This is a genomic window from Burkholderia sp. SJZ089, from assembly GCF_007828315.1.
Classification (GTDB): domain Bacteria; phylum Pseudomonadota; class Gammaproteobacteria; order Burkholderiales; family Burkholderiaceae; genus Burkholderia; species Burkholderia gladioli.
Window position 1 is genome coordinate 211,551 of record NZ_VIUM01000011.1, and the last position, 13,126, is coordinate 224,676.

13 protein-coding genes are annotated in these 13,126 nt (G+C 69.7%); 6 read left to right on the forward strand and 7 right to left on the reverse strand.

The genetic code is table 11. From position 1 onward, the window contains the following. Positions 1 to 2 precede the first annotated feature (2 nt). The 7 genes from FB600_RS21360 to mpl all read right to left on the reverse strand — a co-directional run bounded on the left by FB600_RS21360 (position 3) and on the right by mpl (position 8,148). Positions 3 to 1,007, reverse strand: a complete 1,005-nt coding sequence (locus FB600_RS21360) for a 2-dehydro-3-deoxygalactonokinase (RefSeq protein WP_096749762.1) — start codon at positions 1,005 to 1,007, stop codon at positions 3 to 5. Next, positions 1,004 to 1,939: an IclR family transcriptional regulator gene (locus tag FB600_RS21365; RefSeq protein WP_025096817.1), complete on the reverse strand. Its 936-nt coding sequence runs from the start codon at positions 1,937 to 1,939 to the stop codon at positions 1,004 to 1,006. Before FB600_RS21365 ends, FB600_RS21360 begins: the two co-directional genes overlap by 4 nt. Before the next feature lie 396 nt (positions 1,940 to 2,335). After that, positions 2,336 to 3,091 carry a monofunctional biosynthetic peptidoglycan transglycosylase gene (mtgA, locus tag FB600_RS21370; RefSeq protein WP_047835669.1) on the reverse strand — a complete coding sequence of 252 codons (756 nt, stop codon included), beginning with the start codon at positions 3,089 to 3,091 and terminating at the stop codon, positions 2,336 to 2,338. Between the two features lie 33 nt (positions 3,092 to 3,124). Continuing rightward, positions 3,125 to 4,003, reverse strand: a complete 879-nt coding sequence (aroE, locus tag FB600_RS21375; protein ID WP_145757326.1) for a shikimate dehydrogenase — start codon at positions 4,001 to 4,003, stop codon at positions 3,125 to 3,127. Beyond that, positions 4,000 to 6,078 carry a ribonuclease catalytic domain-containing protein gene (locus FB600_RS21380; RefSeq protein ID WP_145757327.1) on the reverse strand — a complete coding sequence of 693 codons (2,079 nt, stop codon included), beginning with the start codon at positions 6,076 to 6,078 and terminating at the stop codon, positions 4,000 to 4,002. Before FB600_RS21380 ends, aroE begins: the two co-directional genes overlap by 4 nt. Before the next feature lie 97 nt (positions 6,079 to 6,175). Beyond that, entirely contained in the window at positions 6,176 to 6,754 is a 579-nt protein-coding gene (locus FB600_RS21385; protein ID WP_098154566.1) for a YqiA/YcfP family alpha/beta fold hydrolase, read from the reverse strand. Next, the gene (gene mpl, locus FB600_RS21390; RefSeq protein WP_096749766.1) at positions 6,751 to 8,148 is read right to left on the reverse strand and encodes a UDP-N-acetylmuramate:L-alanyl-gamma-D-glutamyl-meso-diaminopimelate ligase; all 1,398 of its coding nucleotides are present in this window, start codon (positions 8,146 to 8,148) and stop codon (positions 6,751 to 6,753) included. The genes FB600_RS21385 and mpl overlap by 4 nt, the downstream gene beginning before the upstream one ends. A 210-nt stretch (positions 8,149 to 8,358) precedes the next feature. Here mpl and FB600_RS21395 point away from each other — a divergent pair, with 210 nt between their 5' ends. The 6 genes from FB600_RS21395 (at position 8,359) to prmA (ending at position 13,086) form a co-directional block, all read left to right on the forward strand. Beyond that, the gene (locus tag FB600_RS21395) at positions 8,359 to 9,030 is read left to right on the forward strand and encodes a UDP-N-acetylmuramate--alanine ligase (RefSeq protein ID WP_096749767.1); all 672 of its coding nucleotides are present in this window, start codon (positions 8,359 to 8,361) and stop codon (positions 9,028 to 9,030) included. Continuing rightward, positions 9,020 to 9,571 (forward strand): TlpA family protein disulfide reductase, encoded by a 552-nt coding sequence (locus tag FB600_RS21400; RefSeq protein ID WP_096749768.1) that lies wholly within the window; start codon positions 9,020 to 9,022, stop codon positions 9,569 to 9,571. Before FB600_RS21395 ends, FB600_RS21400 begins: the two co-directional genes overlap by 11 nt. 195 nt (positions 9,572 to 9,766) lie before the next feature. Continuing rightward, positions 9,767 to 10,219: a type II 3-dehydroquinate dehydratase gene (aroQ, locus tag FB600_RS21405; protein WP_013696594.1), complete on the forward strand. Its 453-nt coding sequence runs from the start codon at positions 9,767 to 9,769 to the stop codon at positions 10,217 to 10,219. A 68-nt stretch (positions 10,220 to 10,287) separates the two neighbouring features. Next, positions 10,288 to 10,758 carry an acetyl-CoA carboxylase biotin carboxyl carrier protein gene (gene accB, locus FB600_RS21410; RefSeq protein ID WP_096749769.1) on the forward strand — a complete coding sequence of 157 codons (471 nt, stop codon included), beginning with the start codon at positions 10,288 to 10,290 and terminating at the stop codon, positions 10,756 to 10,758. A 55-nt stretch (positions 10,759 to 10,813) separates the two neighbouring features. Further along, on the forward strand, positions 10,814 to 12,181 hold the full coding sequence (gene accC, locus FB600_RS21415) for an acetyl-CoA carboxylase biotin carboxylase subunit (protein WP_047835675.1): 1,368 nt from the start codon (positions 10,814 to 10,816) through the stop codon (positions 12,179 to 12,181). Positions 12,182 to 12,183: 2 nt separating this feature from the next. After that, positions 12,184 to 13,086: a 50S ribosomal protein L11 methyltransferase gene (gene prmA / locus FB600_RS21420; protein ID WP_098154568.1), complete on the forward strand. Its 903-nt coding sequence runs from the start codon at positions 12,184 to 12,186 to the stop codon at positions 13,084 to 13,086. The last annotated feature ends 40 nt before the right edge of the window (positions 13,087 to 13,126 follow it).

A 13,126-nucleotide genomic window follows, 5' to 3' on the forward strand; every position in this document is an offset into this window, starting at 1 on the left:
GCTCAGCCCGGCGTGCAGGCGGCCGCGCCGATCAGGCCGGCCTGCGTGGCGATGCGCCAGAGCCCGCGCTCGGTGGCGCGCTCGACCAGGCGCGCGCCGTCGCAGCCGAATTCGCGCAGCGCGCTCAGGTAGCGCGCGCACAGCGTGGCGTCGCCGATCAGGCGCGGCGGCTGGGCGGCCAGCGTGGTGCCGACGCCGGCCAGCATGGCCGCCAGCGCGTTCAGTTCATGGCCGATCAGCAGCCCCGACAGGTAGTCGCCCTGCGACTCGGGCGCGAGCTGTCCGGTCAGGCCCAGCGTGCGGGTGCTGAAGATGGTGGCCAGCAGGCCCGCCTCGCGGCCCTCGCGGGCCACCGCCACGCCGCGCCGGAAGGCTTCGGCATCGGCATGCTCGCCGGCGCGCATGGTGCGGCCCAGGATGGTGTGGTCGCGCAGCACGGCGAACAGCTCGCCCGTCATGTAGGTGCGGAAGCGCTCGATGCGCCCGGCGCGGACCCAGGCCCATTTCGCATGCGTGCCGGGCAGGCCGATCAGCGCGCCGGCCGCGCCGCTGGCCAGCGCCGGATCGTCGGCCAGCGCGCCGACGATCTGGGTTTCCTCGCCGCGCATCACGTCGGGCAGCGTGCCCGCCTCCAGCACGCCGGGCACGATCGCCACCGGCACGCCGCGCGCTGACTCGACGCGGATCAGGCCGGCCGCCAGCGCGTCGGCATCCACCGGCGTGGTGACGTAGGGCGCCTCGCGCCAGCCCTGCGCGCTGCCGACCATGCCCGCGGCCAGCACCGGCAGTTCGGGCCAGCGGTCCAGCCAGGCGCCGCAGGCGGTCTCGAAGGCGGCGTCGAAGGCCGCCGCGCCGCCCGCGCGCGGCAGGCTCATCACGCCGGCCGCGTGGGCGCCGGCCTCCAGCACGCTGCCGTCGGCCGCGAACAGGAAGGCCCGCATCGAGGTGGTGCCCCAGTCGATCGCGATCAGCGCCGGCGTGGCGGGGTTCGGTCGGTCCATCGTCATCGCTTGATCCTGCGGGTCGTTTGCGGCGCGCTCCAGCCGAGCTCCGCCGAGATCGCGCGCGCCTCGCGCTGCACGATCGGAATCAGCTCGTCCATGCGGTCGAGCGGCATGTAGGGAATCGTGCTGGCCACCGAGACGGCCGCCACGATCGCACCCGAGGCGTCGCGCACCGGCGCGGCCACGCAGCGGATCGAGGCCTCGTTCTCTTCCAGGTCGAAGGTGTAGCCGCCGGCCGCGTAATGCGCCATGCGCTGCAGGAAGGTGGTCGCGTCGGGGCGGCGGTCGGGCTTGAAGCTGACGCCGGCCAGCGAGCGGCGCGAGGCCTCGAACAGCGAGGCCCAGGTGTCCGGCGGCAGGTCCAGCATCATCGCCTTGCCGATCCCGGTCGAGGCCAGCGGCATCCGGTGGCCGATCCGCGAGCGCATCTCCAGGCCGCGCGTGCCGGGGATCTTGTCGATGTAGAGCACGTCGTCGCCGTCGCGCATGCCGAGGTGAATGGTGTCGAGCGTGGCGTCGGCCAGCGCCTCGAGATGCGGGCGCGCCACCGCCGTCAGCGGCATCTGCTCCAGCGCGATGGTGCCCAGCTCGATCAGCTTCGGGCCCAGCAGGTAGCCGCCCTGCACCTGGCGCAGGTAGCGCGCCTGCACCAGGCTGCTCACCAGACGGTGGGTGGTGCTGCGGGTGGTGCCGAGCGCCGCGCCGATCGCCCGCATGTCGCGCGCGCCGCCGGCGATCGCCTCGAGGATCGCCAGGCCGCGCAGCAATGTCTGCGTGCCGGCCTGCTGGGCCGCCAGGTCGAGCGGCGAACCGGTCGCGCCGATGCTGTCGGACAAGGCGTCGAGCGCGGCGCCGGAGGCGCGCGCGTCGTGCGAGGCGCCGTTCGAGGCGGAGGCGCCGGCATTCGGCGCGAGGGAAATCGGTGTCTTGTTCATGGATGGCTCGGGTCGCTGGAATGGGCGATCACGAAGCGGCAGGCCTAGACGGCCCGGGAACGGACCAAGGCACGCGGAACGGCGAACTGTTGAATCGGCTTCATCGCTTGTCTCCTGGTTGCCGCGGCTGCGGATCCCTGCTTCGGATCTCGCTCCGGTGCATATCGATTGGTTGCCGATTGTAGAGGCCGCCCCTGCCATCTCCAATATTTGAATGCATCGCCCAAATATTGAGATATTCGCAGAAGACGGCGCGAGGGCGGAACCGGTTTCTCGAAGATGCGCGACGATGCGGGTCGAACGCGGCAAGGGCCGGTCGAGGCCGCGGCACGCGATATCGGGAAGGGAGGCAGGTGTTGCGAGAGGGCGAACGGCGGCGCCGCTCCTCTCGTCACCTCATTGCGAGGCCGGCAGCTCGGCGGCGCCCATGCGCCGCGCGATCACGCGCGTGCGTTGAGCGAGATACGGGGAATTGCGATGCGCGTCGAAGAACTTGGGGTTGGGCAGCATCACCGCGAGCCGCGCGGCCTGCCAGGCCGTGAGCTGGCTGGCGGGCACCCGGTAGTAATAGCGCGCGGCCGCCTCGGCGCCATACACGCCGCGACCGAACTCGACCGAGTTCAGGTAGATCTCGAAGATCCGCTCCTTGTCGAGCAGGGTCTCGAGCATCCAGGTGATGATCAGCTCCTGCCCCTTGCGCAGGTAGCTCTTCTGGCTCGACAGGAACAGGTTGCGCGCGAGCTGCTGCGAGATGGTCGACCCCCCGGCGACGATGCGTCCGCGCGCGCGGTTCTTCTCCCAGGCCTGCAGGATCGCGTCGACCTCATAGCCGTTGTTGCTGGCGAAATCGGCATCCTCGGAGGCGATCACGGCGCGCTTGAGATTGCGCGAGATCTGCGCGTAGGGTACCCACTGGTGCTGGATCGCCACGGGCGGCGTGTCGCCCTTGAGGCGCCAGGCGTCGGCCCGCATGAAGGCGGTCGAGCCCGGATCGATCACGCTCCAGAGCGCGATCTGCGTGAAGTAGTAGAGCTGCGTGACCAGCCAGGCGCCGGCCAGCACCGCCGCCACATAAACGGCCCAGCGCGCCAGGCCGCGCCGCCGCGCCTCGCGGCCGGGGCGGGCCTTGCCGGCGCCGAGCGGGATCACCATGCGCGAGGGCCGGCGAAGCTGCCGGCGCTCCGCTCAGACCGCGGCGGCCAGCGCATCGCGCAGGGCCGCCAGCACGGGCGCGCCGTCGGGCCGCACGCCGCGCCACAGATGGAAGGATTCGGCCGCCTGCTCGACCAGCATGCCGAGCCCGTCGGCGGCGCGCGCGCCGAGCGATTCGGCATGGCGCATGAACACCGTCGGCTGGGCGCCGTACATCATGTCGTAGGCCAGCGTGCCGGCGCCGAACGCGGCCGGGTCGCATTCGGGCAGCGCCGCGTCGAGACTGCCGGCGGTCGCGTTGACGATCACGTCGTAGGGATGCCGCTCGACCAGCGCCGCGCCGCCGCCGGCCAGCGCGCAGCCGGCATCGTGCGCGGCCTGCGTGAACTGGCCGACCAGTTCCTCGGCCTTGCTGGCGGTGCGGTTGACGATGCTGATCGCGAGCGGGCCGCGATCGAGCATCGGCAGCACCACGCCGCGCGCCGCGCCGCCCGCGCCGAGCAGCAGGATGCGCGCGCCGGCCAGCGACACGCCGAGGTTCTGCTCGATGTCGCGCACCAGGCCGACGCCGTCGGTGTTGTCGCCGTGGATCCGGCCGTCGGCCTCGAAGCGCAGCGTGTTGACGGCACCGGCGGCGGCCGCGCGCGGCGAAAGCGTGTCGGCCAGCGCATGCGCCTCCAGCTTGAAGGGCACGGTGACATTCGCGCCGCGCCCGCCCGCGGCGATGAACTCGCGCACCGCGGCCGCGAAGCCGTCGAGCGGCGCGAGCCGGGGCGTGTAGTCGATCGCCTGGCCGGTCTGCTCGGCGAAGCGCGCGTGGATGAACGGTGACTTGCTGTGCGCCACGGGATTGCCGAACACCGCGTAGCGCTCGCGCGCGACGGCCTCGGCCGGATTGCGCGGCCCGCTCATTTCGGGTTCTCCTCGCTGTCTCCCGCGGCTGGGGCGGCTTCCTCGCCGTCGGCCTCGGCGAGCGCTTCCGCCTCGCTCTCGGCCGAGGCGTCGGGCGCGTCGACGATGGTGTCGTCGCCGGCCGCCTCGTCGGCGCCCTCGTCCTCGTCGGCGGTCTCGCCGCTCGACACGGTCGGCGCGTCCAGCACGTTGAGCAGCCGCACCGAGGCCTCGATGGTCAGCTCGTCGATCGACATCACGTCGAGCAGCACGCGCGTGCCGCGCGCATGCACGCCGAGCCCCGGCACATGCAGCAGCAACGGCACTTCCTCGAGCCGCACCAGGTCGCCCTTGACCACCGCGGCGACCACCTGGCGGCGATTCTCCTGGCGCAGCCAGCGCAGGCACCAGAAATACTCCATGCGGCGCTGGTGATCGGCGTAGGCCGTGTAGGTGTCGTCGAAGCCCTGCACCACCGCGTAGAGATCCGCGTCCTTGGGCTTGAAGGGCGCGGCCAGCTTGGCGGTCACGCCGTGCTGCACGCAGGCCAGCAGTTGCCACTGGTTGACCAGGTCGACGTAGCGGCGCAGCGGCGAGGTGCTCCAGGCGTATTGCGCCACGCCCAGCCCCTCGTGCGGCGCAGCCGAGGTCTGCATGCGGGTGCGCTTGGGGCCGGTCGGCACGCCGAGCGCGCGCTGCGAGCGGTAGATGCCCGGCACCGTGTGGTCGTGCAGGAAGGCGCCCCAGGTCGAGTTCGAGAGGATCGCCAGCTCCGAGACGATCAAATCGAGCGGCGAACCGCGCCGGCGCGGCGTGATCGAGATGTGCTCGCCCTCGACGTAGAAGTTGTAGTCGGTATTGCGCTGCACCTCGCGCTTGAGGCCGTAGCCGGCGCGCGCCACCTGGCGCTTCTCGAACAGCGCCTGGGCCAGCGGCCAGAGCACGGCGATGTCGTCCTTGTGCGGGTAGTCGCCGCTGCCGGCCGCCAGCGTGTCCTCGGTGACCAGCTCGTCGAGCGTGTTGTGGCGCAGGTTGCTCTTCACGAACACGTATTCGGCGCGCGTCTCGTTGGCGACGATGTCCTGGGTTTCGCGATCGACGATGATGTAGAGCGACAGCGCGGGGCGGAAGTCGCCCTCCTTGAGCGTGAACACCTCGACCACGTCGTCGGGCAGCATGGTGATCTTGTCGCCGGGCATGTAGACGGTCGACAGCCGGGCGCGCGCGATCGCGTCGACCTCGTCGCCGCGCGTGATGCCCAGCGCCGGCGCCGCGATGTGCACGCCGATCCGCACGCGGTTCTCGGGCAGGTGCTCGACCGAGAAGGCATCGTCGATCTCGGTGGTGGTCACGTCGTCGATCGAGAAGGCGTCGACCTTGGCGCGCGGCAGGTCCTCGGGCAGCGGGCCCACCGTGACGGGCGGGAAACCGGTGCCGTGCGGGAAATGCTCGACCAGAAAACGCGCCTCGTGCAGCGCGCGCGGCGAGGCGATGCCGCCGCAGTTGAGCATCAGCCGCGCCTGCGAGACGCCCAGCGCGATCGCCGCCGCGTCGAGCGCCTTGTACTCGATGGAGTTCTTGTCCGGGCGCGTGAGCAGGGCCAGCGCCTTGCCCTCGAACGCGGCCGGCAGCCGGCCTGCCTTCAGCTCGTCCTCGTAGCCGACCTGCACCAGCGCCTGCTGGCGCTTGCGCTCCAGCGAGGCGAGCGCCATCTTCAGTTGCTCCTCGGGCGCGCGCTGGTACTGGCCGCGCCCCTTGCGGCGGAAGTAGACCGGCGAGCCGTGCATGCGCAGCACCAGCGCCGCGCGCTCGACCGGGCCGTAGCTGCTGCCGAAATACTCGTCGGCCAGCACGCCGTAGGCGAATTCCTCATCCGGCGCGCATTCCCACAGGAAATCCAGGTCGATCTCCTGCGCGGCCGCGTCGGCCTGCTGCATCAGCTCGCCGGCGGCGGGCTTGTCGAATTCGATCAGCACATCCTTGGCGCGCACCTTGGCGCGCCGTCCGCCCGGCAACTCGACCTGAAACGCGTCGCCCTGGCGCGACAGCACGCTGCCTGCCTTGAAACTGCCCGATTCCTCGAAAAAAACGTTCACTCGTCTGACTCTCGTTGAGACTGTCCGGCGCCGTCACGCAGCGCCTCGTCCAGCTTGGGATTGAATTCGTTCGTCCGCCGGGGCACCCCGGCCGGGTTCAGCGCAACCGCTCGGCGTCGCAGAAGGCGAGCACCTCGTCGGCATAGTCGGCAAATTCGCTGATGCCGTGGTCGCTGCCGTCGATCACGCGGGTCCGGGCGCCCGGGTAGTGCGCGAGCATCTCGCGATAGTCCAGCACCTCGTCGCCCGTCGCGGCGATCAGATAGTAGCGTTCCGGGCGCGTGATTGCGTTCACGCGCAGCGCGTCGAGCTCGCCGAGATGGCGCGGCTCGACCACGATGCTGCCGCCGCCGTGCCACAGCGGCTGCTCGCCCAGGTAGCGCGCCAGGTCGCGCTGCGGCTGGGTGGCCGGATTGAGCAGCACCGCGCGCCAGCCGTGCTTCTCGGCCAGCCAGGTGGCGTAGTAGCCGCCCAGCGAGCTGCCGATCACCGTCACCTGCTGCGCCGCGACGCCGGCCACCTCGGCCTCGGCCAGCTCGATCGCCTCGAGCGGCGACACCGACAGGCTCGGGCAGCGCCATTCCGAGGCACGGCCGAGCTCGGCCAGGCGGCCCGCCAGCAGGCGCGACTTGAACGACTGCGGCGAGGAGCGGAAGCCGTGCAGGTACAGGATCACGCGCCGCTCCCCTGGCGGGCGCCAAGCGCGTCGAGCAGCTTCTGGTGGACGCCGCCGAAGCCGCCGTTACTCATCACCAGGATCTGGTCGCCGGGGCGCGCGGCGGCCGTGACGGCCTTGACCAGCGCGTTGAGGTCGTCGAAAGCCTGGGCGCGCGCGCCGAGCGGCAGCAGCGCGTCGGCCAGGCTCCAGCCCAGCGCGTCGCGCCCGGCGGCAGCGCCGTAGCCGAATACCAGGTCGGCATCGGCCAGGCTGCCCGGTAGCTGCGCCTTCATGGTGCCGAGCTTCATGGTGTTCGAGCGCGGCTCCAGCACGGCCAGGATCCGCGTGTGCTCGCGGCCGACCCGCGCACGCAGGCCGGCGATGGTGGTCTCGATCGCGGTCGGGTGATGGGCGAAATCGTCGTAGACGGTCACGCCGTCGACGCTGCCGCGAATCTCCATGCGGCGCTTGACGTTGCGAAACGCCGAGAAGGACCGCGCCGCCTGCGCGGGCGGCACGCCCACCGAGCGCGCCGCGGCGATCGCGGCCAGCGCGTTCTGCCGGTTGTGCTCGCCCTGCACGGTCCACTCGACCTCGCCCATGCGCTCGCCGCGCCAGTAGACGGCGAAGCGCTCGTCGACCGGCACCCCGTCCTCGGCCGGCAGCGCCTGCCAGCCGCCCTCCACGCCGAAGCGCTCGACCTCGCTCCAGCAGCCGCGCGCGAGCACGCGTTCGAGCGCGGTCTCGCGGCCGTTGCTGACGATCCGGCCGATGCCGGGCACGGTGCGCACCAGGTGGTGGAATTGGGTTTCGATCGCAGCCAGATCGGGGAAGATGTCGGCGTGATCGTATTCGAGGTTGTTGAGCACGGCCGTGCGTGGCCGGTAATGGACGAACTTCGAGCGCTTGTCGAAGAAGGCCGTGTCGTATTCGTCGGCCTCGATCACGAAGAAGCTCGAATCGGTCAGCCGCGCCGACACGCCGAAGTTCAGCGGCACGCCGCCGATCAGGAAACCGGGGTTCAGGCCCGCGTCCTCGAGCAACCAGGCCAGCATCGAGCTGGTGGTGGTCTTGCCGTGCGTGCCGGCCACCGCCAGCACCCACTTGCCGGCCAGCACGTGCTCGCCCAGCCATTGCGGCCCGGATACATAAGGCAGGCCGCGATCGAGGATCGCCTCCATCAGCGGATTGCCGCGCGAGACCACGTTGCCGATCACGAACAGGTCCGGGGCCAGATCGATCTGCTCGGCGCCATAGCCTTCGATCAGCTGTATACCCTGTGCCTCGAGCTGGGTGCTCATCGGCGGATAGACGCCCGCGTCGCATCCGGTCACGGTATGGCCTGCCTCGCGGGCAAGCACGGCGAGACCGCCCATGAACGTGCCGCAGATGCCAAGAATATGGATGTGCATAGAGAACTGTCGCGCCGCGCGGGCGCCTGCGAAGTCGCGATTCGAAAGCGGCGGGCCGGCGCCGCGCCGGCCTGCGCCGACGCGCACGCAAGCACCATGGCGACCGGCGCCGGAAGAAAGGCTGTCATTGTAACTGAGCCGTCCGGTCGCGCCCGGGCGCTCGCGCGGCCGCCCGGGCGGGCCGCGCCGATCGAGTATGATTGCCGGATCATGCCTCGAAAACCCCTGCTCGACCCGCGGCGCGTGCGCGAGGAAATCGCGCTGGCCGCCGCCCGCCTCATCGCCGAGGACGGGCTCGACTATGCCTCGGCCAAGCGCAAGGCCGCCCGCCAACTGCTCGGCGAAAGCCGGATTGCCGGCGAATGGCTGCCCGATAACGACCTGATCGAGGCGGAACTGCACGAATACCTGGCGCTGTTCCAGGGCGACACGCAGCCGGCCGAGCTGGAGCGGCTGCGGCACATCGCGCTCGACTGGATGGAGCGGCTCGCGCCGTTCTCGCCCTACCTGGCCGGCGCGGTGCTCAACGGTACCGCCAACGCGCATTCGGACATCCATCTGCAGACCTTCTCGGACAACCAGAAGGAGGTCGCGATCTACCTGCTGAACCAGAACATCCAGTACGACGTGTCCGAGACGCGCCATTTCGCGGGCCGCGGCGACGTCGAGACCCTTAGTTTCCTCTGGCGCGAACGCCGCGACAGCGATGCGATCGGCATCCATGTGGCGCTCTACGACAGCGACGACCTGCGCGGCGCGCTCAGGGCCGACGCGCGCGGCCGGCTGGCCCGCGCCGACGCGGCGGCGCTGCGCGCCCTGATGGCCGCGCCGGCCAACCCCGCCAGTCCTTCAACCTCGATTCGAAGCGAAGATGAACAGTAAACGACTCCTCCCCGTGGCCGTGGTGGCCGCAGTCGCGATTGCCGGCGGCCTGGCCGCCGGCCACTGGGTACGCGGCGACGTGTTCGAAAGCAGCGCCCAGGCCGCCACCGCCAAGGCCGCCGACCCGGTCGCGGCGCTCTGGGCCGCCTCGGTCACCGACACCGAAGGCAAGCCGCAGTCGCTCGCCAACTTCAAGGGCCAGAAGGTCGTGGTCAATTTCTGGGCTTCCTGGTGCGGCCCCTGCGTGCAGGAAATGCCCGAACTGGTCCAGCTCTCGCACGAATACAAGAGCCGCGGAATTCGCTTCGTCGGCGTGGCCGTGGATTCGGACAAGAACGTGCAGGCCTTCCTGCAGAAGGTCAAGGTCGACTACCCGGTGGTGGTCAGCGGTTATGCCGGCGCGGATCTGGCACGCAATTTCGGCAATACCGCCGGCGCCCTGCCGTTTACCGTCGTAATTGATGCGAACGGCCGGGTACGCGTGACAAAATTAGGTCAAATCCAGGTCGGCGAGCTGAAAAAGACCCTCGATACGCTCTGAGCGTCCAGGCTTTCCACGACTCGCGTTGCCGGCGGTTGGCCTCCGGTTCGCGGCAGGTTGACGGCAAATATCACGATCTTCGCGCAACGCCGAGCAAAACCTTCCGCGCGCCGCGCGCCGTGCACGCGGCAAAACTGGACAAATTTCTCGAATCGGCGATAAAGTGCGCCCAATTCCGCAGAAATTGAAGCGACCATGACACGTTTGCTGGTACTGCACGGCCCCAACCTCAATCTTCTCGGTACCCGGGAACCGGAGGTCTATGGGCGCGTGACGCTGGCCGAGATCGATCGGGCGCTGGCCGAGCGCGCGAGCCGGGCAGGTGCCGAGCTCGCCTCGTTCCAGAGCAACCACGAGGGCGCCCTGGTCGATCGCATCCAGGCCGCCCGCGACGAGCAGACCGATTTCATCGTGATCAACCCGGCCGCGTATACGCATACCAGCGTCGCGATCCGCGACGCGCTGGCCGGCGTCGGCATCCCGTTCGTCGAGGTGCACCTGTCGAACGTGCATCGTCGCGAACCGTTCCGGCATCACTCGTACTTCTCCGACCAGGCCGAGGGCGTGATCTGCGGCCTCGGCTGGAAGGGCTACCTGTATGCGCTCGAGCACGCGCTCGACAAGCTGCAGGGCGCGCCGCGCGGCTGATCTGTTTCAAGAATCCGAATTGCCGCCGGCCAGTCCGGCGCTTCACGACTAGACAAGGGGAACTCCCGATGGACCTTCGCAAGCTGAAAACCCTGATCGACCTCGTCTCCGAATCCGGCATCTCCGAGCTGGAAGTCACGGAAGGCGAAGGCAAGGTGCGCATCGTCAAGAACGCGCCGCCGGTCTACGTGCAGCCTGCCAGCGGCTACGCTCCGCAGGTGGGCGCCCCCGCGCCGGCAGCCGCGGCCCCGCTCGAAGGCGCCGCCCCGACAGCCGCGGCGGCACCCGCCCCGGCCGCGCCGCAGGGCCACGTGGTCACCTCGCCGATGGTCGGCACCTTCTACCGCGCGCCCTCGCCGGGCGCCGATCCGTTCGTGCAGGTCGGCGACACGGTCAAGGAAGGCCAGACCATCTGCATCATCGAAGCGATGAAGCTGCTCAACGAGATCGAGTCGGACAAGGCGGGCGTCGTCAAGGAAATCCTCGTCGAGAACGGCCAGGCGGTCGAATACGGCCAGCCGCTGTACGTGATCGGCTAAGGCCGAGTGCGCCGCCCCGCGCCAGAGCGCGTCACCGGAAAGACGAATACCCGCTATGTTTGAAAAAATCCTCATTGCCAATCGCGGCGAGATCGCCTTGCGCATCCAGCGCGCGTGCCGCGAACTCGGCGTCAAGACGGTCGTCGTGTACTCGGAAGCCGACAAGGAAGCCAAGTACGTGAAGCTAGCCGACGAGGCGGTCTGTATCGGCCCGGCCCCGTCGAACCTCAGCTACCTGAACATGCCGGCGCTGATCAGCGCGGCCGAGGTGACCGACGCGCAAGCGATCCACCCCGGCTACGGCTTCCTGTCGGAGAACGCCGACTTCGCCGAACGCGTCGAGCAGTCGGGCTTCACCTTCATCGGCCCGCGTCCGGACACGATCCGCATGATGGGCGACAAGGTGTCCGCCAAGCAGGCCATGATCCGCACCGGCGTGCCCTGCGTGCCGGGTTCGGAAGGCGCGCTGCCGGAAGATCCGAAGGAAATCGTCAAGATCGCGCGCGCGGTCGGCTATCCCGTCATCATCAAGGCGGCGGGCGGCGGCGGCGGGCGCGGCATGCGGGTGGTGCACACGGAAGCGGCGCTGGTCAACGCGGTCAACATGACCCGCGAGGAAGCCGGCCGGGCCTTCGGCAACCCGCAGGTCTACATGGAGAAGTACCTCGAGAACCCGCGCCACATCGAGATCCAGGTGCTGGCCGACGCGCACAAGAACGCGCTCTGGCTCGGCGAACGCGACTGCTCGATGCAGCGCCGCCACCAGAAGGTGATCGAGGAAGCGCCGGCGCCCGGCATCGCGCGCCGCCTGATCGACCGGATCGGCGACCGCTGCGCCGACGCCTGCAAGAAGATGGGCTACCTCGGCGCCGGCACCTTCGAGTTCCTCTACGAGAACGGCGAGTTCTACTTCATCGAGATGAACACGCGCGTGCAGGTGGAGCACCCGGTCACCGAGCTGATCACGGGCGTCGACATCGTGCAGGAACAGATCAAGATCGCCGCCGGGGAGAAGCTCACGCTGCGCCAGCGCGACATCCAGTTCCGCGGCCACGCGATCGAGTGCCGGATCAACGCCGAGGATCCGTTCAAGTTCACGCCCTCGCCGGGTCGCATCACCTCCTGGCACACGCCGGGCGGCCCCGGCATCCGCGTCGATTCGCATGCCTACAACGGCTATTTCGTGCCGCCCAACTACGACTCGATGATCGGCAAGCTGATCGCCTACGGCGCCACGCGCGAACAGGCGATCCAGCGCATGCGCATCGCGCTGTCGGAAATGGTGGTCGAGGGCATCCAGACCAACATCCCGCTGCACCGCGAGCTGATGCTGGACTCGAAGTTCGTGGAAGGCGGCACCAGCATCCACTATCTCGAAAGCCGGCTCGCCGCGAAGCAGCAGGTCGCGCCGGAAGAGGCCTGAGCATGAGCTACCGGGAACTCGTCGTCGAGCTCGCGCGCGAGCATGCCGAAGCGCTCTCCGATGCGCTGATCGAGCTCGGCGCGCTGTCGGTATCGGTGGAGGACGCCGATGCCGACACGCCCGACGAGCAGCCGCTGTTCGGCGAACCCGGCCTCACGCCCGAGCGCACCGCCTGGCAGCATTCGCGCGTGATCGCGCTGATCGCCCAGGCGCATGACCCGGCGGTGCTGCTGGCGGCCGCCGCCAACGAGATCGGGCTCGACGCCGCGCCCGCGCATGCGGTGCGCGAGGTGGAAGAGCAGGACTGGGTGCGCGTCACCCAATCGCAGTTCGACCCGATCCCGATCGGCGAGCGGATCTGGGTGGTGCCCTCCTGGCACGACGCGCCCGATCCCGATGCGCTGGTGCTCGAACTCGATCCGGGCCTGGCCTTCGGCACCGGCAGCCACCCGACCACGCGGCTCTGCATGGAATGGCTCGAGCAGACCGTCGAGGCCGGCCAGTCGGTGCTCGACTACGGCTGCGGCTCCGGGATCCTGGCGATCCTCGCCAAGAAGTGCGGCGCGGGCCGGGTGATCGGCATCGACATCGACCCGCAGGCGGTCGAGTCGGCGCGCCACAACAGCGAACGCAATCGCGCCGAGGTCAGCTATGGCCTGCCCGACGATTGTCCGGCCGGCGAATTCGACATCGTGGTCGCCAACATCCTGTCGAACCCGCTCAAGCTGATGGCTTCGATGCTCGCCTCCAAGGTCAGGCCGGGCGGGCGCATCGCCCTGTCGGGCGTGCTGGCGCGGCAGGCAGAGGAAGTCGCCGCCGTCTATGCGCGCTATGTCGACATCTCGGTCTGGCGCGAGCACGAAGGTTGGGTATGCCTCGCCGGAACCCGGCGGGAAAGCCATTAGAATAGGCGCTGTCCATCACTCCGGCCCCGCTGCCCGGCTG

Excerpts from the sequence above, each read along its gene's own strand:
- FB600_RS21360 (WP_096749762.1), bottom strand. The coding sequence starts at position 1,007 with ATGACGATGGACCGACCGAACCCCGCCACGCCGGCGCTGATCGCGATC.
- FB600_RS21365 (WP_025096817.1), bottom strand. The coding sequence starts at position 1,939 with ATGAACAAGACACCGATTTCCCTCGCGCCGAATGCCGGCGCCTCCGCC.
- mtgA (WP_047835669.1), bottom strand. The coding sequence starts at position 3,091 with ATGGTGATCCCGCTCGGCGCCGGCAAGGCCCGCCCCGGCCGCGAGGCG.
- aroE (WP_145757326.1), bottom strand. The coding sequence starts at position 4,003 with ATGAGCGGGCCGCGCAATCCGGCCGAGGCCGTCGCGCGCGAGCGCTAC.
- mpl (WP_096749766.1), bottom strand. The coding sequence starts at position 8,148 with ATGCACATCCATATTCTTGGCATCTGCGGCACGTTCATGGGCGGTCTC.
- FB600_RS21395 (WP_096749767.1), top strand. The coding sequence starts at position 8,359 with ATGCCTCGAAAACCCCTGCTCGACCCGCGGCGCGTGCGCGAGGAAATC.
- FB600_RS21400 (WP_096749768.1), top strand. The coding sequence starts at position 9,020 with ATGAACAGTAAACGACTCCTCCCCGTGGCCGTGGTGGCCGCAGTCGCG.
- aroQ (WP_013696594.1), top strand. The coding sequence starts at position 9,767 with ATGACACGTTTGCTGGTACTGCACGGCCCCAACCTCAATCTTCTCGGT.
- accB (WP_096749769.1), top strand. The coding sequence starts at position 10,288 with ATGGACCTTCGCAAGCTGAAAACCCTGATCGACCTCGTCTCCGAATCC.
- accC (WP_047835675.1), top strand. The coding sequence starts at position 10,814 with ATGTTTGAAAAAATCCTCATTGCCAATCGCGGCGAGATCGCCTTGCGC.
- prmA (WP_098154568.1), top strand. The coding sequence starts at position 12,184 with ATGAGCTACCGGGAACTCGTCGTCGAGCTCGCGCGCGAGCATGCCGAA.